At 70.9% G+C, this 20,640-nt stretch carries 19 protein-coding genes and 1 pseudogene; 11 read left to right on the forward strand and 9 right to left on the reverse strand.

The features are described from left to right. The first annotated feature begins 54 nt into the window (after positions 1-54). Complete coding sequence (locus tag ACFXJ5_RS07930; RefSeq protein WP_384628420.1) at positions 55-1,695, forward strand: DNA repair helicase XPB; 1,641 nt, start codon at positions 55-57, stop codon at positions 1,693-1,695. Here the strand turns inward: ACFXJ5_RS07930 and ACFXJ5_RS07935 are convergent. Next, positions 1,659-1,865 (reverse strand): hypothetical protein, encoded by a 207-nt coding sequence (locus ACFXJ5_RS07935; protein ID WP_384628423.1) that lies wholly within the window; start codon positions 1,863-1,865, stop codon positions 1,659-1,661. The genes ACFXJ5_RS07930 and ACFXJ5_RS07935 overlap by 37 nt on opposite strands. 264 nt (positions 1,866-2,129) lie before the next feature. On the opposite strand from ACFXJ5_RS07935, the gene ACFXJ5_RS07940 reads away from it, so the two are divergent. Next, positions 2,130-4,208 (forward strand): HelD family protein, encoded by a 2,079-nt coding sequence (locus ACFXJ5_RS07940; protein WP_384628424.1) that lies wholly within the window; start codon positions 2,130-2,132, stop codon positions 4,206-4,208. A gap of 400 nt (positions 4,209-4,608) precedes the next feature. Here ACFXJ5_RS07940 and murQ read toward each other — a convergent pair whose 3' ends face one another. After that, positions 4,609-5,520, reverse strand: coding sequence for an N-acetylmuramic acid 6-phosphate etherase (murQ, locus tag ACFXJ5_RS07945; protein ID WP_384628426.1), 912 nt, complete (start codon positions 5,518-5,520; stop codon positions 4,609-4,611). Then, complete coding sequence (locus ACFXJ5_RS07950; RefSeq protein ID WP_384629539.1) at positions 5,517-6,416, reverse strand: MurR/RpiR family transcriptional regulator; 900 nt, start codon at positions 6,414-6,416, stop codon at positions 5,517-5,519. Before ACFXJ5_RS07950 ends, murQ begins: the two co-directional genes overlap by 4 nt. A 64-nt stretch (positions 6,417-6,480) precedes the next feature. On the opposite strand from ACFXJ5_RS07950, the gene ACFXJ5_RS07955 reads away from it, so the two are divergent. From ACFXJ5_RS07955 to ACFXJ5_RS07985, 7 genes are all read left to right on the forward strand, one after another. Beyond that, positions 6,481-6,840 carry a hypothetical protein gene (locus ACFXJ5_RS07955; RefSeq protein WP_384628428.1) on the forward strand — a complete coding sequence of 120 codons (360 nt, stop codon included), beginning with the start codon at positions 6,481-6,483 and terminating at the stop codon, positions 6,838-6,840. Positions 6,841-6,845: 5 nt separating this feature from the next. Further along, a complete protein-coding gene (locus tag ACFXJ5_RS07960; RefSeq protein ID WP_384628430.1) occupies positions 6,846-7,118 on the forward strand; it encodes a DUF4031 domain-containing protein in 273 nt (90 codons plus the stop codon). A gap of 246 nt (positions 7,119-7,364) precedes the next feature. Beyond that, the gene (locus tag ACFXJ5_RS07965) at positions 7,365-8,474 is read left to right on the forward strand and encodes an ABC transporter substrate-binding protein (protein ID WP_384628432.1); all 1,110 of its coding nucleotides are present in this window, start codon (positions 7,365-7,367) and stop codon (positions 8,472-8,474) included. Between the two features lie 64 nt (positions 8,475-8,538). Then, positions 8,539-9,378, forward strand: coding sequence for an ABC transporter ATP-binding protein (locus ACFXJ5_RS07970; protein ID WP_384628434.1), 840 nt, complete (start codon positions 8,539-8,541; stop codon positions 9,376-9,378). Beyond that, the gene (locus ACFXJ5_RS07975; protein ID WP_384628436.1) at positions 9,375-10,151 is read left to right on the forward strand and encodes an ABC transporter permease; all 777 of its coding nucleotides are present in this window, start codon (positions 9,375-9,377) and stop codon (positions 10,149-10,151) included. Before ACFXJ5_RS07970 ends, ACFXJ5_RS07975 begins: the two co-directional genes overlap by 4 nt. Beyond that, positions 10,148-11,002 carry an ABC transporter permease gene (locus ACFXJ5_RS07980; RefSeq protein WP_384628438.1) on the forward strand — a complete coding sequence of 285 codons (855 nt, stop codon included), beginning with the start codon at positions 10,148-10,150 and terminating at the stop codon, positions 11,000-11,002. Before ACFXJ5_RS07975 ends, ACFXJ5_RS07980 begins: the two co-directional genes overlap by 4 nt. Continuing rightward, positions 11,002-12,327, forward strand: a complete 1,326-nt coding sequence (locus ACFXJ5_RS07985; protein WP_384628441.1) for an amidohydrolase family protein — start codon at positions 11,002-11,004, stop codon at positions 12,325-12,327. The genes ACFXJ5_RS07980 and ACFXJ5_RS07985 overlap by 1 nt, the downstream gene beginning before the upstream one ends. Here the strand turns inward: ACFXJ5_RS07985 and ACFXJ5_RS07990 are convergent. After that, a complete protein-coding gene (locus tag ACFXJ5_RS07990; RefSeq protein WP_384628443.1) occupies positions 12,317-12,949 on the reverse strand; it encodes a hypothetical protein in 633 nt (210 codons plus the stop codon). The genes ACFXJ5_RS07985 and ACFXJ5_RS07990 overlap by 11 nt on opposite strands. Before the next feature lie 25 nt (positions 12,950-12,974). Between ACFXJ5_RS07990 and ACFXJ5_RS07995 the strand changes: the two genes are divergently transcribed. After that, positions 12,975-13,679, forward strand: coding sequence for a copper homeostasis protein CutC (locus ACFXJ5_RS07995; RefSeq protein WP_384628445.1), 705 nt, complete (start codon positions 12,975-12,977; stop codon positions 13,677-13,679). 321 nt (positions 13,680-14,000) lie between these two features. On the opposite strand, the pseudogene ACFXJ5_RS08000 reads toward ACFXJ5_RS07995, so the two are convergent. From ACFXJ5_RS08000 to ACFXJ5_RS08020, 5 genes and pseudogenes are all read right to left on the reverse strand, one after another. Beyond that, a pseudogene (locus ACFXJ5_RS08000) lies at positions 14,001-14,945 on the reverse strand (3-carboxyethylcatechol 2,3-dioxygenase). Further along, positions 14,942-16,648 (reverse strand): bifunctional 3-(3-hydroxy-phenyl)propionate/3-hydroxycinnamic acid hydroxylase, encoded by a 1,707-nt coding sequence (locus tag ACFXJ5_RS08005; RefSeq protein WP_384628447.1) that lies wholly within the window; start codon positions 16,646-16,648, stop codon positions 14,942-14,944. Before ACFXJ5_RS08005 ends, ACFXJ5_RS08000 begins: the two are co-directional and overlap by 4 nt. Positions 16,649-16,666: 18 nt before the next feature. Then, a complete protein-coding gene (locus ACFXJ5_RS08010; RefSeq protein ID WP_384628450.1) occupies positions 16,667-17,527 on the reverse strand; it encodes an alpha/beta fold hydrolase in 861 nt (286 codons plus the stop codon). Positions 17,528-17,630: 103 nt separating this feature from the next. After that, positions 17,631-18,311, reverse strand: a complete 681-nt coding sequence (locus tag ACFXJ5_RS08015) for an IclR family transcriptional regulator (RefSeq protein WP_384628452.1) — start codon at positions 18,309-18,311, stop codon at positions 17,631-17,633. Between the two features lie 42 nt (positions 18,312-18,353). Next, positions 18,354-18,989, reverse strand: coding sequence for a TetR/AcrR family transcriptional regulator (locus ACFXJ5_RS08020; protein ID WP_384628454.1), 636 nt, complete (start codon positions 18,987-18,989; stop codon positions 18,354-18,356). A gap of 110 nt (positions 18,990-19,099) precedes the next feature. Between ACFXJ5_RS08020 and ACFXJ5_RS08025 the strand changes: the two genes are divergently transcribed. Beyond that, on the forward strand, positions 19,100-20,629 hold the full coding sequence (locus ACFXJ5_RS08025) for an FAD-dependent monooxygenase (RefSeq protein WP_384628457.1): 1,530 nt from the start codon (positions 19,100-19,102) through the stop codon (positions 20,627-20,629). Positions 20,630-20,640 lie beyond the last annotated feature (11 nt).

Consider the following 20,640-nt stretch of genomic DNA (forward strand, 5'->3'; position numbering starts at 1 on the left):
CTTGTCCCGAATCGCGCGCACCGAGCGCACACCGGAAACCGGAAGGGCGGCGGCGTGAACAACGGGCCCCTCATCGTCCAGAGCGACAAGACGCTGCTCCTGGAGGTCGACCACCCCCAGGCGGACGCCTGCCGCCGCGCCATCGCGCCCTTCGCCGAGCTGGAGCGTGCCCCCGAGCACATCCACACCTACCGGGTGACCCCGCTCGGCCTGTGGAACGCCCGCGCCGCCGGCCATGACGCCGAGCAGGTCGTCGACGCCCTCGTCGCGCACTCCCGCTACCCCGTCCCGCACGCCCTGCTGGTCGACGTCGCCGAGACGATGTCCCGCTACGGCCGCCTCACCATCGCCAAGCACCCCACCCACGGCCTGGTCCTGACCTCGACCGACCGCCCGGTGCTCGAGGAGATCCTCCGCTCGAAGAAGATCATCCCGCTCGTCGGCACCCGGATCGACGCCGACACCGTCGCCGTCCATCCCTCCGAGCGCGGCCAGATCAAGCAGACCCTCCTCAAGCTCGGCTGGCCCGCCGAGGACCTCGCCGGTTACGTCGACGGGGAGGCCCATCCCATCGAGCTGGCCGAGGACGGCTGGGCCCTGCGCCCCTACCAGCAGCAGGCCGTCGAGGGCTTCTGGCACGGCGGCTCGGGCGTCGTGGTGCTGCCCTGCGGCGCCGGGAAGACCCTGGTCGGGGCGGGCGCGATGGCCACCGCCAAGGCCACGACGCTGATCCTGGTCACCAACACCGTCTCCGCCCGCCAGTGGAAGCACGAGCTGGTCAAGCGCACGTCGCTGACCGAGGACGAGATCGGCGAGTACAGCGGTACGAAGAAGGAGATCCGCCCGGTCACCATCGCCACGTACCAGGTCCTCACCACCAAGCGGAAGGGCGTCTACGCGCACCTGGAGCTCTTCGACTCCCGCGACTGGGGCCTGATCGTCTACGACGAGGTGCATCTGCTGCCCGCCCCCGTCTTCAAGTTCACCGCCGATCTGCAGGCCCGGCGGCGGCTCGGCCTGACCGCGACCCTCGTACGCGAGGACGGCCGCGAGTCGGACGTCTTCTCGCTCATCGGGCCCAAGCGCTTCGACGCCCCCTGGAAGGAGATCGAGGCGCAGGGCTACATCGCGCCCGCCGACTGCGTCGAGGTCCGCGTCAATCTGACCGACGCCGAGCGGCTGGCGTACGCGACGGCCGAGACCGAGGACAAGTACCGCTACTGCGCCACGACGGCGACCAAGCGGAAGGTCACCGAGGCGCTGGTCGCCAAGCACATGGGCGAGCAGACGCTGGTCATCGGCCAGTACATCGACCAACTCGACGAGCTCGGCGAGCATCTGAACGCCCCGGTCATCAAGGGCGAGACCTCCAACGCGCAGCGCGAGAAGCTCTTCGAGGCCTTCCGGCAGGGCGAGATCTCGGTCCTGGTCGTCTCGAAGGTCGCCAACTTCTCCATCGACCTGCCCGAGGCGACCGTCGCCATCCAGGTCTCCGGCACCTTCGGGTCCCGGCAGGAGGAGGCCCAGCGCCTCGGCCGTGTCCTGCGTCCCAAGGCCGACGGTCACGAGGCCCGCTTCTACTCGGTGGTCGCCCGCGACACCATCGACCAGGACTTCGCCGCCCACCGGCAGCGCTTCCTGGCCGAGCAGGGCTACGCCTACCGGATCGTGGACGCCGACGAGCTGCTGGCCTGACGCCGCGGGTGGGTGCCGTCGGCGCCCAGCAGGACGACGCGGAAGACGGTGTCGGCGAAGATGCCTATCGCCCGGAGTGCGGTCCCGAGAAGGTGGGCGAGGTGGTGGCGGGCAGATTCCGGCCCGAGGGCCGAGCTGCCCCTGACGGGGGGAGTCATTGCGCTAGCCATGTCTCCAATGTAGGAATTCACCAGGTCCGAGCGCATCCGTCCATGGGTGTAAAGATCGGTGCCCGCCGCGTCAGCCCACAGTCGGACGCGCGGGGGACCGGCGTCAGCCTCAGGTCCACCCCGGAAAACCATTCGCGTATCCCGGGCCTGCCCGCGTAGGCTCCTCCGTCTTGCCGCCTCCCCTGCCCGGGAGTGCCACCGACCGGACGGAAACCGGCCGGCTTCCCCGCCAGACCGCCATCGCGTACCGCCGGAGGCAAAGCCGTGCCCTCGCACGCCCCCACGTCCACCAGCACCGACGACCCAGCCGGCCCCCTCGCCCGCGAGCGCGCCCATCTCTCGGAGTCGCGTGCCGCGCTGCGCGCGATGCGCGAGGACGCCGAAGCACTCGACATCCGGGACGTGACGGCGGGCTGGGTCGCCGCCGAGGTCCTGCAACACCAGATCGAGCTGCGGATCAAGGCGCTGGCCGACCTCTCCCACACGCCGCTCTTCTTCGGCCGGCTGGACTACGTCCTGCATGACGCCGGCAGCAGTTTCTACATCGGGCGGCGCCATGTCCACGACGCCGAGGGCGACCCGATGGTGGTCGACTGGCGCGCGCCGGTCTCGCAGCCCTTCTACCGCGCGTCCCGCACCGACCCGCAGGATGTCGCGCTGCGCCGCCGGTTCGGCTACACCGGCGGCGAGCTGACCGCGTACGAGGACGAGCACCTCACCGACCCCGCGGAGGCGGACACCACGAGTGCGCTGCTCCAGGCGGAGATCGAACGGCCGCGCGTCGGCCCGATGCGGGACATCGTGGCCACGATCCAGCCGGAGCAGGACGAGATCGTACGTGCCGGGATCGGCGGCACGGTCTGCGTCCAGGGCGCCCCCGGCACCGGGAAGACGGCGGTGGGCCTGCACCGGGTGGCGTATCTGCTCTTCGCGCACCGCGAGCGTCTGGCGCGCACCGGGACGCTGGTCATCGGTCCGAACGCGTCGTTCCTGAACTACATCGAGCAGGTGCTGCCCGCCCTCGGTGAGATCGGCATCAAGCAGGCCACCGTCGACGACCTGGTCGCGCACGTCCCGGTCAGGGGCACCGACACCGCGGCCGCCGGGCGCATCAAGGGCGACGCCCGCATGGCGGAGGTGCTGCGCAGGGCCGTACGGTCCGGGATCCGGATGCCCACCGAGCCGGTGGTCGTGGTGCGCGGCTCACGGCGCTGGCGCATCCCGGCGTACGAAATCGAGGAACTGGTCCGCGAGATGATGGACCGTGACATCCGCTACGGTGCCGCCCGCGAGGCGCTGCCGCAGCGGATCGCGCACGCCGTCCTCGTACGGATGGAGCAGTCCGGTGAGGCGCCGGACGACCGGGTGCAGGACGCGGTGGCCCGGAACGCGGCGGTGAAGGCCGCGGTGAAGGCGGTCTGGCCGCCGGCCGACCCGGCAAAGACGGTGCTCCGGCTGCTGTCCGACGCGGACTTCCTGGCGGAATGCGCCGAAGGGATCCTCACCGAGGACGAGCAGAAGGAGATCCTCTGGGTCAAGCCGGCCCGCGGCCTGGCCTCCGCGCGCTTCTCCGCCGCCGACGCGGTGCTGGTCGACGAGGCGACCGACCTGGTCCAGCGCACGCACTCCCTCGGCCATGTCGTGCTCGACGAGGCCCAGGACCTCTCGCCCATGCAGTACCGCGCCGTCGGCCGCCGCTGCTCCACGGGCTCCGCGACCGTCCTCGGCGACATCGCGCAGGGCACCACCCCCTGGGCCACCGCCACCTGGGAGGAGGCCCTCGCCCACCTCGGCAAGCCCGGCGCCCCGGTCGAGGAGCTGACCCGGGGCTTCCGCGTCCCGCGCTCCGTCATCGCGTACGCCTCCCGGCTGCTGCCCGCCATCGCCCCCGGCCTGACCGAGGCGACCTCCGTACGTGACAGCCCCGGCGACTTCTCCGTACGGGCCGTCCCGGTCGACGGCCTCGACGCGGCCGTCCTCGACGCCTGCCGCGACGCCCTCCGCCACGAGGGCTCCGTCGGCCTCATCGCCGCCGACGCCCGCATCCCCGCGCTGGCCGAAGCCCTCGCCACCGAAGGGCTCGCCTGCCTCGCCCCCGGCGAGGAGACCTCGGCCGAGGCCCGCCTCACCCTGGTCCCCGCCACGCTCGCCAAGGGCCTCGAGTACGACTACGTCGTCCTGGACGAACCCGCCGCCGTCGTCGACGGCGAGCCCGACGAACGCACCGGCCTGCGGCGCCTCTACGTCGCCCTCACCAGGGCCGTCTCCGGCCTCGCGGTCGTCCACGCCGCACGGCTGCCGGAGCAGCTCGCAGGCGACGCGTCCTTGCGGCGCCGCGTCTAGCGGTCGCTGTGGCCGGTTGCCCTCCCCCCACCCCGCCCCTTCCCGAAACCAGAGGGCCAGCCCCCTGGACCCCCGAACGCCCTCCGGGCGTGTCCTCAAACGCCGGACGGGCTGAATTCACGGCCGACCGGGTTGTGGGTAGGCCGTCCGCCAGAGGCGGAACGGGCTGGCACAACCCGGCCACGGACCCCCACCCGACAACACACCCACCCGGGGTCCAGGGGCAGCGCCCCTGGTTTCGGGAAGGGGCGGGGTGGGGGAAAGACCCCAGCCCCCCGGGCGGCAGCCCCGGCACGGCGGACGGAGTCCGGCGCAGCCGTCCCGAAGCCTGTGAGGCCCCCCGGGGCCGAGCAGTGCGAGGGCGGCGTCCAAGAATCGGGCAGGGGCGGGGTGGGGGAGGTCAACCCCCTGCGGACGCCAGCGCTGCCCGCAGATGGCCACCCGCCTCCGCCAGGAGCCGCTCGGCCGTAGGCCCGTCAACTCCGCCCAGGACCACGAGGATCGCCGGCTTGACCTCACCGCCGGTCACAGCGAGCGCCGCCTCGACGGCATCGACAGGGGCGCCCGTCGCGAGAGCGACGATCCGCCGCGACCGAGCCCGAAGCTTCTCGTTGGAGGCCCGGACGTCGACCATCAGGTTCCCGTACGTCTTCCCCAGCCGGATCATCGTGATGGTCGACAGCATGTTGAGGACCAGCTTCTGCGCCGTCCCGGACTTCAACCGGGTCGACCCCGTGAGGAATTCGGGCCCGACGACGACCTCGATGCCGTGCTCGGCGGCAGCCGCCAGCGCGGACCCCGCGTTGCAGGAAACCCCAACCGTCAGAGCGCCAAGGGCGCGGGCGTGCTCGACGGCGCCGACGGCGTAGGGCGTACGGCCGGACGCGGCGATGCCGACGACCGTGTCGTCGGGGGTCAGTTTGAGTTCGTCGAGGTCGGCGGCGGCGAGCGCCTTGCTGTCCTCGGCTCCTTCGACGGAGGCGACCAGGGCGGAGGGGCCGCCGGCGATGAGCCCGAGGACCTGCTCGGGCGGGGTGTTGAAGGTGGGCGGGCATTCGCTGGCGTCGAGGACGCCGAGGCGGCCGGCGGTGCCGGCGCCGGCGTAGACGAGGCGGCCGCCACGGGCCATACGGGCGGCGATGGCGTCGATCGCGGCGGCGATGGCGGGGAGTTGCGCGGCGACCGCGGTCGGGACGCCGGCGTCCTCGGCGTTCATGAGGCGGGCGATCTCCAGCGTGGGCTGCCGGTCGATCTCGGCGAGCTCGGGGCGGAAGGCCTCGGTGGTCAGGGCGGCGAAGGCGTCGTCCGTCATCGTGCGTGGTTCCTCCGGGGGGTGTGGCGGTGCGCCAGCGCTTCGTACGAGGCGGACAGGGCCGGGGCCGCGGTGTCGTACGTGCGCTGCGCGACACCGATGAACAGGCAGTCCACGACCAGGAGTTGGCTGGTCCGGCTGGACATGGCGGCCGGCCGCAGCTCGCTCTCGCGGGAGGTGGAGGTGGTGAGGACGTGGTCGGCGTACTGGGTGACCGCGCCGTCGGGGCGGCCGGTGATGGCGATGGTGGTGGCGCCGCGGTCGAAGGCGGCGCGCAGCGGCTCGATGACGTCGTGGGTGTTGCCGGAGTGGGTGATCGCGACGGCCACGTCCCCCGGCCGGAGCTGCACGGCGTTGGTGACGGCGAGGTGCGGGTCATTGTGCGCGTGGGCTATCCGGCCGATCCGCAGCAGCTTCTGGACCAGGTCCTGGGCGACGAGGCTGGACGCGGCGATGCCGTAGACGTCGGTGCGGCGGGCGGTGGCGAGCGCGCCGACGGCCGCTTCGAGCTGGGCGAGGTCGAGCTGGGCGGCGGTGTCGGCGAGGCACTGCTGCTCGTCGTGGGCCAGCTTGGCCACGACGCTGGGCAGCGGGTCGTCCACGGCTATGTTCGCCGTGACGGCGGCCGGCGCGCCTGCCGCCTGCTGGGCGGCGAGCGCGGCGAGGGCGAGCCGCAGATCGCGGTAGCCGGGGTAGCCCAGCAGCCGGGCGGTGCGCACGACGGTCGCCTCGCTGGTGCCGGTGCGGGTGGCGAGGGCGGTGACGGTCAGCTTCGCGCAGCCGGCCGGGTCACCGGCCACGGCCTCGGCGACGCGGTGCATCGAACGGGTCATGGACGGCGCGAGGGTCCTGAACTTGGCGGCCAGGGCCCCACTGCCACTGAAGGTTTCCTTCATGAGTTCAGTCACAGACTGAAAGCTATTTTCGGAGGCCCGCGGGCGTCAAGGGGACAATGGAGGCATGAACCTGGACGGCGCCCTGGAACGCGCCCTGCACACCGCCCGCGCACTGATCCTGGCCGACCTCGCCGCGGCGGACGTCGCCGACGCCGAGGTCGTCTCCCTCGTCGAGGACGCCGTCGCGCAGCGACGCTGGTGGGTCGAGCAGTGGCCGGACGGCGCGGAATTCGTCGCCACGCTGATCGCACAGGACGTACAGGACGCCCTCCTGGAGCGGTACGGCCGGTGGCCGGTCTGCCCGCTCTGCGAGAGCCCGCACGCGCTGGCCGTCGAACCCGAGCTGGGCCCGGACCCGCACTGGGTGTGCGAGGCGGCCGGGGCGGTCGTCGCACCCGTGGGCGCCCTGAAGGAGGCCCTGTAAAGCCGATGGCCCTGTACATCGATCCGCCGACCTGGCCCGGCCACGGCCGGATGTGGTCGCATCTCGTCAGCGACGTCTCGTACGACGAGTTGCATGCCTTCGCCGCCCGCATCGGCGCGCCCCGCAGGGCCTTCGAGCGCGACCACTACGACGTGCCGAGCGACCGCTACGCCTCCGCCGTCAGCGAGGGCGCGATCGAGGTCGGCAGCAAGGAGCTGCTGCGCAGGCTCACCGAGGCGGGACTGCGCCGGCCCAAGCGGGACTTCCCCCCGGCCTGAACCCGGCCTGGAACCCCGCCTGAGCCCGGCCCGAACGGCCTGAACCCGGCCCGAGCTGCATACCGCGGACAGCGGCCAGGGGTCCCGCGCTGCACCTGCGCCCCAGCTCCGCGGCGCCAATGGCCTTTCATGTGCCGCAAATCCGAAACATGGCGCTTACGGGCGATGTAACACCTCGCAACACTCCCTTCCTAATGTCCTCGCACGCGCCGGGCCCCATCCGGCCTTCGGAAGGAGCCTGTTTCCATGACCAGCGAGGACAGAGAAGCCAGAGCCCTGCTTGCGCTCTCCGAGCGACTCACCGACCGCAGGCGTTTTCTGCTGCGCGGGCTGCAGATCGGTGGCGCCGTCGCGCTCGGGGGTCCGCTGCTGGCCGCCTGTGGCTCGAGCTCGGACTCCACGGCGTCGTCCGGGTCGAGTTCCAAGGACTTCGGCGAGCTGACCCTCCGCCTGTCGTGGATCAAGAACGTTGAGTTCGCGGGCAGTTACATCGCGGACAGCAAGGGCTACTACACGGACGAGGGCTTCTCGAAGGCCACGCTGATCGGCGGCGGTCCGTCCGCCACGCCGATGGAGACCGACGTCGTCACCAAGAAGGCGCTCGTCGCCATCAGCGCGCCGGACATCACCGGCGCGGCGATAGCCAAGGGCGCCACGCTCAAGACGATCGGCGCGCAGTACCAGAAGAATCCGTTCTGCATCATGTCGATGGCGAAGACCCCGATCACCGAGCCGAAGGACATGTACGGCAAGAAGATCGGCGTCCAGGCCAGCAACGAGTCGGTCTGGGCGGCGTTCGTGAAGGCCGCGAAGGTCGACGAATCGAAGATCACGAAGGTGCCGGTCCAGTTCGACCCGCTGCCGCTGACCCAGGGCACGGTGGACGGCTGGTTCTCCTTCGTCACCAACGAGCCGAACGTCCTGCGCCTGAAGGGGTTCAAGGTCGAGACCATGCTGCTCGCCGATGTCGGCTACCCGCTGGTGTCCGAGACGTACATCGTGCGTCAGGACACCATCGACAAGCAGCGCGACCTGCTCAAGGCCTTCCTGCGCGCGGAGATCAAGGGCTGGAAGGCAAGCATCGCCGACCCGGCGCTCGGCGCGAAGCTCGCCGCCGAGACCTACGGCAAGGGGCTCGGGCTCACCACCAAGGAGCAGACCCTGGAGTCGAAGGACCAGAACTCGCTGCTGCAGAGCGCCGACACCAAGAAGAACGGCCTGTTCACGGTCACGGACAAGCTGATCGAGGAGAACATCGCGACGCTGAAGGTCGGCGGCCTCGACATCACGGCGGACAAGCTCTTCGATCTCTCGCTCCTCGAAGAGATCTACAAGGAGGACCCCAGCCTCATCTGAGGCCGGCCCAGCACCCTCCACGCATCCCGCAGCCGAGACAGAGACACAACCAGAGGTCGAAGTGATGAGTACCGCAGCCGAGGACATATCCGAAGCACCCGACGGCCCGGCCCCGGCGGAGGCCGGCAGCGGGCTGTCCCTGCGCGGGCTGAGCAAGGAGTTCAGGCTCGGGCGGCGCAGAGTGCCGGCGCTCGACGGAGTCGACCTCGACACCAAGGAAGGGCAGTTCCTGGCGCTGCTCGGCCCGTCCGGCTGCGGGAAGTCCACCGTCCTGCGGATCCTCGCCGGCCTCGACACGCCGACGTCGGGCACGGCACTCGTACACGGCGAGGATCCGGAGGCCGCGCGCAAGCGGCACCATCTCGGCATCGCCTTCCAGGACAGCGCGTTGCTGCCGTGGCGGTCGGTGGCCGCCAACATCCGGCTGCCGCTGGAGATCAGCGGCATCAAACCGGACCCGGAGGCGATCTCCGACCTCATCAAGCTGGTCGGCCTGGAGGGCTTCGAGAAGGCCCGGCCGGCCCAGTTGTCCGGCGGTATGCGGCAGCGCGTCGCCATCGCCCGCTCGCTGGTCGTCGACCCGAAGGTGCTGCTGCTCGACGAACCCTTCGGCGCCCTGGACGACATGACACGCCAGCGGCTCAACCTGGAACTGCAGCGCATCTGGCAGGCCCGGGCGGTGACGACCCTGCTGGTCACGCACTCCATCAACGAGGCGGTGCTGCTCAGCGACACCGTGGCCGTCATGTCGCCCCGGCCCGGCAGGATCGTGGAGACCGTGCCCATCGACCTGCCCCGGCCGCGCACCCCGGAGATGATGCGCTCGCCCGAATTCCACGCGTACGCCGACCAGTTGTCCGAACTGCTGTTCGGCCGCTCGGAGTCGGAAGGGGACGCCTCGTGAACTCGCGGTCCGCGTGGGCCGGGGGCGCGGCCGGCCTGGCCGTCGTGCTCGCGGCCTGGGCCCTCCTCGCGACCACCGTGCTCGGCCTGGCCGACGGCGTGCCGACGCCGTGGGCGGTGGTGAGCCAGATCTTCAAGGACGGCTGGACCTTCTACGGCCCGCACATCGCCCAGACCTCCGGCGAGGCCCTCACCGGCTATCTGGTCGGCAACGCGCTGGCGCTGGGCCTGGCGGTGCTGGTGCTGCTCGTGCCCGTACTGGAGCGGGTGGTCACGCAGATCGCGGTGGCCTCGTACTGCCTGCCCATCGTGGCGGTCGGCCCGATCCTGTCCCTCGTCCTGGACGGGGACAAGCCGATGGCGGCGATGGCCGGACTCTCGGTCTTCTTCACCACCCTCGTCGGCACCCTGCTGGGCCTGCGGTCGGCGGACCCCGCCTCCCTGGACCTGGTGCGTGCGTACGGGGGCGGGCGCTGGCAGCAGATGCGCCGGGTACGGGTCGTGGCGGCGCTGCCCAGCACCCTGGCCGCGCTCAAGATCGCCGGTCCGGCCGCCCTGCTGGGCGCCATCATCGGCGAGTACCTAGGCCGGGTCGACGCCGGGCTCGGCATCGCCATGACCATCGCCCAGCAGCAGCTCGACGTGCCCCGCACCTGGGGCATCGCCCTGGTGTCCGGCGCGGTGGCAGGCGTCGCCTACGGCGCGGTCGGGCTCGTGGCCCGCTTCGCCCTGCCGTGGTCGCGTACGACGACAGTGGAAGGCGGGGGCTCGTGAGTGCCGTGACCGTGGACGCGAAGGCGACCGTGAAGCCCGATTCCGTGGATCTGCTGCGGCGGGCGGCGGGGCTGCTGCGCCCGCTGGTGAACGTCGCGGTGACCATGGCGGCCGTCGTCGTGCTGTGGATCATCTTCCTGCAGATCTTCGACCTCGACCCGATGGTCGCCAAGTCGCCCGCCGATGTGTGGCGTTACCTCTTCGAGGGCGCGCAGGCCGGCGCGCACCGCTCGCTGCTGGCCTCCGGCCTGGGCCGCACCCTGGCCGACGCCGGGCTCGGCTTCGCGGCGGGACTTGCGGCGGCTGTGGCGGTCGCACTGGTCTTCGTCCTGTCGCGGAGCGTCGAGCAGGCCGTCCTGCCCATGGCGGTCGTCGTACGGTCGGTGCCGCTGGTCGCGATGACCCCGCTGATCACGCTGGTCTTCGGCCGCAGCCTGCTGGGCACCACCGTCATCAGCGGCCTGATCGTCTTCTTCCCGGCCCTGGTCACCATGTCCTTCGGGCTGCGCTCGGCCTCCCGGCAGGCGGCCGAGCTGTGCCGCGCCTACGGCGGCGGGGACTGGGTCGTGGCCCGCAAGGTGATGCTGCCCAGCGCGGTGCCCGCGTTCTTCGCCAGCGCCCGGGTCGGGGTGCCCGGGGCGCTGATCGGGGCGATGCTCGCCGAGTGGCTCTCCACCGGGCAGGGTCTCGGCTACGCGATGCTCCGGGACTCCTCGACCTTCGACTACGACCATCTGTGGGCCTCGGTCGCCGTGCTCACCCTCGCCTCGGCGCTCTGCTACAACCTCATCGCCGCCGTCGAGACCGTGGCCCTGGCCCGCTTCGCCCCCAACTCCCGCCCGGGCACCTGATGCCGGTCGACCTCCGAATCGGTCCCGCGCTCGTCGTGCCGGTCACCGCGGCCCCCTTCGCAGGCTGGGTCGAGGTGACCGGCGGCGAGCTGGTCCACGTCGGACCCGAGCCGTCCGCCGCGCCCGCGACGGAGACGTACGACGCCTCCGGACGCATGGTCATCCCCGCCTTCGTCAACACCCACTGCCACACCAGCCAGCAGCTCGGCCGTGGACTCGCCGACGACGTGGGCCTGTTGACCTGGCTGCACGAGCGGATCTGGCCGTACGAGACCGCGCTCGACGAGGCCGACAGCGAGATCTCGGCGCTGGCCTGCGCGATCGAGCAGATCCGCAACGGCTGCACCCTCATCGCCGATCCCGGCGGCCGCCACGTCGACGGAATGGCGCGCGGGATCGCCACGTCCGGCATCCGGGCCCTGCTCGGCCGCAGCACCATGGACGACGGCGAGGGGCGCCCGGTCGTCGACCAGGAGACCACCGCCCAGGCCCTGGACCGCCAGGACGAGCTGGCGGCCCGCTGGCACGGCGCGGCCGACGGGCGGCTCAGCTTCTCGTACACGCTGCGCACCCTCTTCAACTGTTCCGACGACCTGATCACGGCGACCGTCGAGCGGGCCCGCGCCCTCGGCACGGTCGCGCAGATGCACGTTACCGAGATCCCCGAGGAGAACGCGTACGCCCGTGCCACGCGCGGCACTTCGACCGTGCGCCACCTCGACCGGCTCGGCGCCCTCGGCCCCGGCCTGCTCGCGGTGCACGCCACCTGGGTCGACGACGAGGAGATCGAACTGCTCGCGGCCCGCCGCTGCCCCGTCTCGCACAACGCCGCCTCGAACCTCAAGATCCTCGGCACCCCCCGGATCGCCGATATGGTCGACGCGGGCGTCGTCGTCGGCCTCGGCACGGACGGCGCTCCGTCCAACAACCGCATGAGCGTCATCGACGAGATGTGGCTCGCCTCCATCGTCCAGAAGGGCCTGCGCCGCGACCCCACCGCCCTGCCCGCCGAGCAGGTCCTCCGGATGGCCACCGTCGACGGCGCCCGCGCGCTCGGCATGGACTCCGTCGTCGGTTCGATCGAACCCGGCAAGCGCGCCGACCTGGTCGTGATCGACCCCCGCACCCCGAATTTCGCGACGGCCGCCGACCCGGTCTCCGGTCTGGTCACCGCCCTCAAGAGCGAGAACGTCGAGTCGGTGCTCTGCGACGGCGAATGGCTGCTGCGCGACCGCCGGCTCACCCGGGTGGACGAGCTCGCGGTCCTCGCCGAGGCCACCGCCCGCGCGGCGTCGGTACGCGAGCGGGCCGGCCTCAGGTCGTGAGCAGTTCCAGCTCCGTGCCGAGGTTGTGGCGGGCGGTGCGCTCCCAGCGGTCGTGGCCCACGGGCGTACGGAAGAGCCGGGGCAGGGCCAGCAGCTGGCGCAGGACGTCGGCGCGGCCCGCGCGGAACAGGTCGTCGGGCACGAAGCCGTACTCCTGGCGGACGGCGGCCGCATAGGCGGCGTACGCGGCCGGGGCGCCGGCCAGCACCGCCAGGTCGGCGTCGCACAGCACCTCCCCGTTGTGGTCGCCCTCGGCCGGGTCGTGGCTGACCGTGAGCCGCACCAGGCGGGAGACCTCGGCGGTCGTGGCAGCCGGGACCCCCGCCTCCGCGAGGGCGCGCTCGGCCAGCCGCGCGCTGCGCTCCTCGTTGGTGGAGCGGTCCGGCAGATAGACCGCGTCATGGAACCAGGCCGCCAGCCGGACCGCGTCCGCGTCGTCGGCATACCCGGCCAGCTCGTCGACCCGGTCCAGGACCGCGCCCAGGTGATCGGTGGTGTGGTAGCGGCGCTGCGGCTCCGCCCAGCGGGCGAGCAGGTCCCGGCCGTACGGGGCCGGGTCCACGTCTTCGGTCTGCACGCGGCGCAGAAGCTCGGACCAGCGCTCCGGGAGGGTGGCAGTCATACGTCCATTGTGGCAGGCTGGCCACATGTCTAGACCAATTTTCGAGGTGATCGCTCTCGGCGCGGACGACGCCGTCGCGGCGGAGGCCGGCGGCGCGGACCGCCTTGAGCTGGTCACCGACATAGCCGCAGACGGTCTCACCCCGGCCCGCGAGACCTTCGCGGCCGTGCGGGCGGCTGTCGCCATCCCCATCCGGGTCATGCTCCGAGCCACCGACGGCTTCGCCGCCGGTTCCGCCGCCGACCTGGACGCCCTCTGCATCGCCGCCGCCGGCCTGCGCTCCGAGGGCGCCGACCAATTCGTCCTCGGCTTCCTCAATCCCTCCGGCGGCCCCGACCTCCCGGCCGTCCACACCCTCGTCGACGCCCTCGGCCCCGGCGCCCGCTGGACCTTCCACCGCGCCATCGACCACTCCGCCGACCGCGCGTCTCTGCGGGCCGCGCTCCTTGGCCTCCCCGGCCTCGACACCTACCTCACCGCCGGCTCTGCGGCCGGCGTCGACTCCGGCCTCCCCGTCCTTCAGGCCGAAGCCGCCCTCCCCTCCTCCCAACCCCAACTCATGGTCGGCGGCGGCCTCCGCCAAGACCACCTCCCCGCCCTCCTCGCCTCCGGCCTCACCGCCTTCCACGTCGGCGGCGCCGTCCGCTCCGCGGGCTGGTCCGGCCCCGTCGACGCGGACTCCGTCCGCGCCTGGCGCGACACGCTGGACGCCCCGGTGAGCGTGGCGTAGGCGTGTCCTCCCTCCAACCGGGTTGGGGGTAGGCCGCTCGCCTGAGGCGAGCGAAGCGAGGTGGGGGTCCCCCCGGCCGAAGGCTGGGGGAGGGCTGGCACAACCCGGCCACGGAGCCGCACCCGGCGACGCACCCTCGGTCTACGGGCCAGCACCGTCGGGGTGCGCGCCGTCGCCGGGTGCGGGCGGGTTGGGCCAGCCCGTCCCGCCTCAGGCGGACGGCCTACCCCCAACCCGGTTGGGTTTGGGGGTGAGGGGCGGACGGCCTACCCCCAACCCGGTGGGACGGGGTCCAGGGAGGAGCCGGATACCGCTGGTCGGTCAAGATGCTGTGCGTGCCGCCATCACGCCGAAGCCGGCGATGTACTCCCGGATCGGCCTGTAGAACGAGTACGGCACGTCGTACGGGCCTGCGGCGCCGAGCGCCGCGAAGGCGGTGACCCAGGTGCGGACCTCGTGGGAGGAATTGCCCGCGTCTTGAGCCATCCGCTCGGGCGTCATCGTGTCTGTCGCGGAGAGGTCACCGGATGCGAGCGCCCTCATCAGGGCCTGGTCCCACTCGGGGTTGAGATCCCGGATGGTCGCCGTGCCCGCTGTGAAGGCCTTCGCCGTGTCGATGACCCTTTGTTGCCGGGCCTCGCGGGCAGCGGCCGTGGGGTGCCTGCCGCTGAGCAGCATGGCGCGAGCGGCCTCGTCGGCGGTGGCTCATTGCGGAACCGGTGGATCGTGGGAGAGCCCGCCGGAGCCGATGAGGAGCACGCGCTCGTCTTGGAGTGTCGCGAGGAAACCGCCCATCGCCTCACCGAGTTGCCGCACACGGCGCATCTTCACGAAGGGCTTCGCGACGCCGTTGACGAATACCGGGATGGTCGGGACGGTGTCGATGCCGCCGAAGAGGATCTCCAGCGGCTGGATGGCGCCGTGGTCGACTTCCATCCGACGGGAGATGGCCACGTCGATGTCCCGTTCGGCCACCCACTGGGCCAGTTCCTCGGCGCGCTCGCTCGGCACGTTCAGCGGGCCTTCGGCGGTGCCGTAGTCACCGACGCCCACTGCCTCGTAGCCGATGCAGAACGGCGGCATCAGGTCATAGAAGAAGCCGTTGTAGTGATCGGGCGCGAAGGAGACGACCAGCGTGGGGTCGTAGTCCTTCACGAAGGCCCGCGCGGTGCCGAAGGCGCCCTGGACCGCGTCGACCACCTCGGAGGGTGGGTCGGCGTACTCCAGCAGCGGGCTGTGCGACATGGTGACAAGGGCGAGGCTCATTCCTGGACTCCTTCCGTGACGAGCGACCCCGCGGCGATGACGGCGGTGAGGGCCTGGGAGGACTGCACGGCGAGGGAGGCCGCGGCCACGAAGCGGTCGGGACGCAGGATGACCAGGCCGCAGGCGCGCACGTCGAACCAATCCTTGAGGGCCCCGGTGCTGTCGCCGACCACCGTGACCGGCGCCGGTGAGCCGGCGTACTGCTTCTCGGCCCAGGTGCGCTGGGCCTCGGGCATGAAAGAGACCAGCTTGACCCGAAGGCGGCGGACGAGCCCGAGGTCGGCGGGGGAGAGAAAGGCTGTCGGGTTGGTGCCCCAGGTGGCGAGTGTCCACCAGTCGCCGGTGACCTCGTCGAGCAGGACGTTCGCGGCATCCGAGGTGTTGACCCGCGGCTGGATGAACTGCAGCCCGACCGGTGACAGTACGCCGGCGGAGTCGATGAACGGCGCCAACCGGCCGCGCTCGAAACCGGCCTCTGCCTTGCCGGGGGTGAGCGTTGCCTGGTCGACCACGACGCCGGCGGCGTAGCGCGGCATGGGTTTGAACCGCAGCTCGGTGAAGTACGACTTCCACTTCGGTACGAGGTTGAGTGCCGAGGCGGTCACGTCGCGCAGCTTGCCTCCGACGCGTCCCATCTTCATGACCGTGCCGGCCGTCATGTTCACGTCGATCATGTCGGAGGCGTGTTTGCGGCGCTCCTCGGTGTAGGTGTCGAGGAGGGAGTCGTCGGCATCGCCGCTCAGGACGGCGGTGAGCTTCCAGGCCAGGTTGGTCGCGTCGCGTATGCCGGAGTTCCAGCCCTGACCGAGCCAGACCGGCATCAGGTGAGCGGCGTCGCCGGCGATGAACACACGGCCCTTGCGGAAGTCGGCGGCCAGGCGGCCGTGGTGAGTGAAGGTGCGCTGGTTGATGACTGTCAGCGCCGCGGGGTCGGGGACGTGGCGTTCGAGTAGGGAGCGCATGAAGGCTGGGTCGTCGACCAGTTCGGTGGGCTCGTCGTCGTGAAGCATGAACTCCCAGCGGCGGACGCCCTGGGGGAGCCCGATGGACACGTAGGGTCGGCGCGGGTCGGCGCCGAGATAGACCGACGGGGTGCCGATCGGATCGTTCTCGACGTCGACGACCACCCAGCGGGTCGAGGGCGACTTGCCTTCGAACTGGGCGCCCATCCACTTGCGGGTGAAGGAGCTGCCGCCTTCGCAGCCGACGGCGTACCGGCCGGTGATGGTGACCGTCTCGGTGGCGTTGCCGTCGGCGTCGAGCCGCTCGGCGGTGACCGCGACGTGCTCGCCGAGGTCCTCGATGCCCACGACGCGGTGGCCGAACCTCAACGCGGTGCCCGGGAACCGGTCGAGCCCGGCGGCGAGTTCCTTGTCGACCAGCGGCTGGATGAACCCGTGCTTGCGCGGGTAGCCGAACTCCTGCGTCTTCGGATCGTTGGTGGCGAGCACCTGGCCCTGCCCGTTGACCAGCCGCACCACGTGGTGGGGAACCGTGTAGGGCTGGATCTTCTGCCACAGGCCCGTCGTGCTCAGCGTGCGGATCGACTCGTCGTCGAGTCCGACGCCACGGGGGTAGTCGATCAGTTCGTCGCGGGCTTCCAGCACAGTGGCCCGGTGGCCACGCACGCCGATCAGGTTGGCGAGGGTGAGGCCGACCGGCCCGGCTCCGATGACGACGACGTCAGTGTCGAGAGTGGTCATTGGCTGCGTCCGATCGAGTCAGTTGTGCGACAGGAAGTCGACGACCAGACGGTTGAACTCAGCGGCGTGTTCGATCATCGCCCAGTGGCCGCAGCGATTGAGCAGCACGAGCCGTGAGTTCGGGATGTTGGCCAGGAGCGTCAGGCTGGTCTCGTAGTGCAGGACCCTGTCGTCCTTGCCGTGGATCAGCAGGGTCGGAACCTGGATGTCGGGGATCCTGTCGCGGTCGACCCTGATCGGGATGGGGGCCCCGTGCGCGAGACCGTCGACGTAGTTCTTGAGATGGTCGGGGCGGGCGAGCGCTGCCTCTGAGCGAGCCTGTGTCAGCTCCGGTGTGGCGAAGCGCTTCTTGTCGTACGTCATGATCTCGACGAGCGCCTTCATGTTCTCCGGGCTCGCGTCCTTGTAGGCCTTGACGATCACCTTCAGCCCTTCGCTCGGCCCGTCGCCCGCGCCGAAGAGGGTGGCCGGACCGCGACCGAGCGAGGCGCCCATCGTTGCCAGGTGGCTGATGCGCTCGGGGTGCAGCGTGGCGAAGCGGATCGCGGTGTGGGCGCCCATCGAGTTGCCGACCAGGGCCGCCTTCGTGAGGCCCAGTGTGTCGAGGAACTCCACGAGCGTCTTGTCGTGGTCCATGTCCTGTGTCACCTGCGCGTCGGAGTCGCCCCATCCCGGCATGTCGGGGGCGATGACGTGGAATCCGGCGTCGGCGATCTCGCCAAGGTTGCCGGAGAAGTTCGACCACCCTGTCGCTCCGGGGCCGGAGCCGTGCAGCAGGACGACGGGCGAGGTACCGCTCGTTCCAGCCTCGTAGTAGCGCATGTGTATCCCTGACGGAAGGGTGACGTCGCGCGACGCGGATTCTCTTGTGATGGCCATGACCTGCCCTTCCGTGTGCAATATATGCACGCTGCTGCCTGATAGTTGCACGACACTTCATGCAACGCTCGTACCAGCGGTATGTCAAGCGCGTCGCGAAGCTTCAGACGAGGACGCTGCGCAGCCGTGCGGCGGCCGCCGTGAGCGTCGGCGCGGCGCGGTCGGCGATCTCGGGGCGGTAGGTGATCAAGTTGAGGCAGGTTGCCGGCAGCCCGGGGACGGTGATCGGTACCGCGACACCGTAGGCTCCGGGCTCGACTTCGCCGAACGTCGCGGCGAAGCCGCGCTTGCGTGCCTCGGTGATGTTCGCCGCCTCGCCGGGAGAGGGTGACTGCGCCGAGAGCAGGGCGATGCCCGCCGAGCCGCGCCCCAGTGGGTGCCGACTGCCTGCTCTGAAACTCAGCACGTACGAGGCGGTCGGCGGCTCGACCACCGAGAGGGCGACCGCCTGGCCGCCCTCGCTCACCAGCAGCGAGACGGTGGCGCCGAGGTCGGCCGCGAGTTCCTCCATCACCGGAGCCGCCGCTGCGCGCAGGGTCGCGTGAATGCCCACGGCAAGCGCGGCGAGTCCGGCGCCTGTGCGGTAACGGCCGTCGCTGCCGCGCGCCACGAAGTGGAAGTCCGCGAGGGTCGACAGCAGCCGCGAGGCGATCGACCGGTGTACGTCCAGTTCCACGGCGACTTCCTGGATGCTCAGGCCGTCGCTCGCCGTGCTGACGAGTTGCAGGGCGTGCAGGCCGCGGGCGAGCGTCTGGGTTCCGGCGGCGCGAGGGGAATCCGTCATGCGCCGAAGCCTAAGACCGGTGTCCGTCCCGGCCGGTCCCGGTCATGCGCCGAGAGCCTCCCTGCCGAGGCTTGACAGCGCGATGGCGAGCTGTTCCATCAGGTGTTCGTGCGCTGTGGCAGGGGTCGCCTGGAGTGCGAGGAAGGCGCCGTCGAAGCTCGCGATGGCGAAGTCGACGGTGTCGTCGGCTACCTGCCCGGCCCGGCCAGGGGCGATGGTGGTGAAGGCGTGGGTGATCAAATCGTGGATGTTGGAGCGCGCGTGTGCTCGTACGCGTTCGACGATCTCGGTCGTCTCGGGGGCGTCGCTGCTCAGCAGGAGCAGGATGAACAGCCGAAGGAACTCCGGGTGCCCGACGACCGTGGCACCGGTGGCGGTGAGGGCGCGGCGCAAGTACACCTCGGGTGTGTCCCCCGGCTCCGGTTCGGGGGTGGCGACACTCGCGAAGAAACGGTCGGCTCCGCGCTCCATGACGGCAGCGACGATGCCCAGCTTGGACTTGAAGTGCCAGTAGATCGAGCTGTTGGGCAGCCCCGACTCGCGGGCGATGTCCGCGATGCTCGTGCCGTCGTATCCGTGGATCGACATCATTCGTGAGGCGGCGTCGAGGATCTCGTCACGTGAACGGTCTCCTTGGAGCAGGCGCTTGTTGCGGTGTCCAGCGGCTGTTGTGGGCATGCCCCCACCCTATCTGGATCGCTTGCTCCAGAACCCTTGACACCTGCACACCGCCCACTTCTAATGGCATCCACGTTCTGTCTGGAATGTTCACTCCGGAAGTGGGATTCATGCGCCACCCCTACGACACCGACGTCGTGATCATCGGCTACGGCCCTGCGGGCGTCTCCGCGGCCAACGCGCTCGGCGCGCTCGGCCTCAGCGCGATCGCGTTCGAGCGTCAACGCGACCTCTACGAGCGCGCCCGCGCCGTCACGGTCAACGACTGGACGATGCGCCTATTCCAGCAGGTAGGCCTCGACGAACGGGTCAAGGCCGACATGGACCCCACGATCGCCCTTCGCTGGGTCACCTACGACGGCACCGAGCTACTGCGCCTGCCTTTCCCGCCGGGGCAACTCGGCCACGCGATGTCGTACGCGATCTACCAGCCTGCTATGGAGCAGACCCTCCGCGACGGCGCCGCACGGTTCGGCGACAGGATCCGGACCGAGTACGGAGTTGAGGTGACCGACCTGGCTCAGGACTCCGACGGCGTCACAGTCACCACCCGTGACCTCGCCACGGGTGAGTCCTCGACGGTGCGAGCCCGTTACGCCCTCGCCTGCTACGGCGGAGAGACCGCGACCCGGGAGCGCCTCGGCGTAAACCTGGTCGGCGACACCCTGGATGTCCGCTGGGTCGTCATCGACGGCAAGGTGAAACGCTGGTGGCCCGACCGCCACATCCTCACCATGTGGTCCGACAAGGAGCGCCCTGTCGTCGACATCGCGCTCGGCCGCGACAACCACCGCTGGGAGATCCCGCTCAAGCCCGGGGAATCCGACGCGGACTTCGCCACCCACGAGGATCTCTGGCCGCTGTTGGAGTCGCTGGGGGTCTCGCGCGACGACATCGACATCCACGGCCATGCCTTCTACAGCCACCATGTCCGGTCCGCAGAGTCGTGGCGCGTCGGCGAGCGCGTCTTCCTGCTCGGCGACGCCGCCCACCTGATGCCGCCGTGGGCCGGATCAGGCATGCAGTCAGGCATCCGCGACGCGTTCAACATCGCGTGGAAGCTCGCCGGCGTGCTCAGTGGCTCGCTCCCGGTCTCGATCCTCGACTCCTACGAGGCGGAGCGCCGCCCCAACGTCGACTTCTACACCGAGGTCTCGATCCAGCTGGGCCGCATCATCAAGCAGGAACTCACCGAGGATGAACAGGCCGCTCTGGCCGCGCAGTCGAACGAGCTGCCCCCGCTGCTGTGGCCGCCGTCCTACGTCGCCGGCTGGTTCACGGGCGCCACGGCACCCGACAGCGCGGTCGGGAAGATGATCCCGCAACCGCGGGCCGCCACCGTCAACGGCCTCATCGGCCGACTGGACGATCTGCTCGGCGACGGCTTCGTCGTGTTCGGCGACAACGTCGACCCGACGACCGCGTTGTCCGCCGAGGAAAAGGCCGACTGGGACGCCATCGGCGCGCGTTACCTCACCATCCGCGCCGCCGACCAGGGCACCGAGGGCCCCGACGAGATCGTCGACATCGACGGCACCCTCATCAGCTGGCTGCGCGAGCGCGGCGCCCGCGTGGTCGTCGTACGCCCGGACCGCTTCGTGGCCGCGGCCGATCCGACCGGCCTTTCCGTTCCCGCCTGACCACCCCCTTT

Source organism: Streptomyces sp. NPDC059373 (assembly GCF_042751495.1).
Classification (GTDB): Bacteria; Actinomycetota; Actinomycetes; order Streptomycetales; family Streptomycetaceae; genus Actinacidiphila.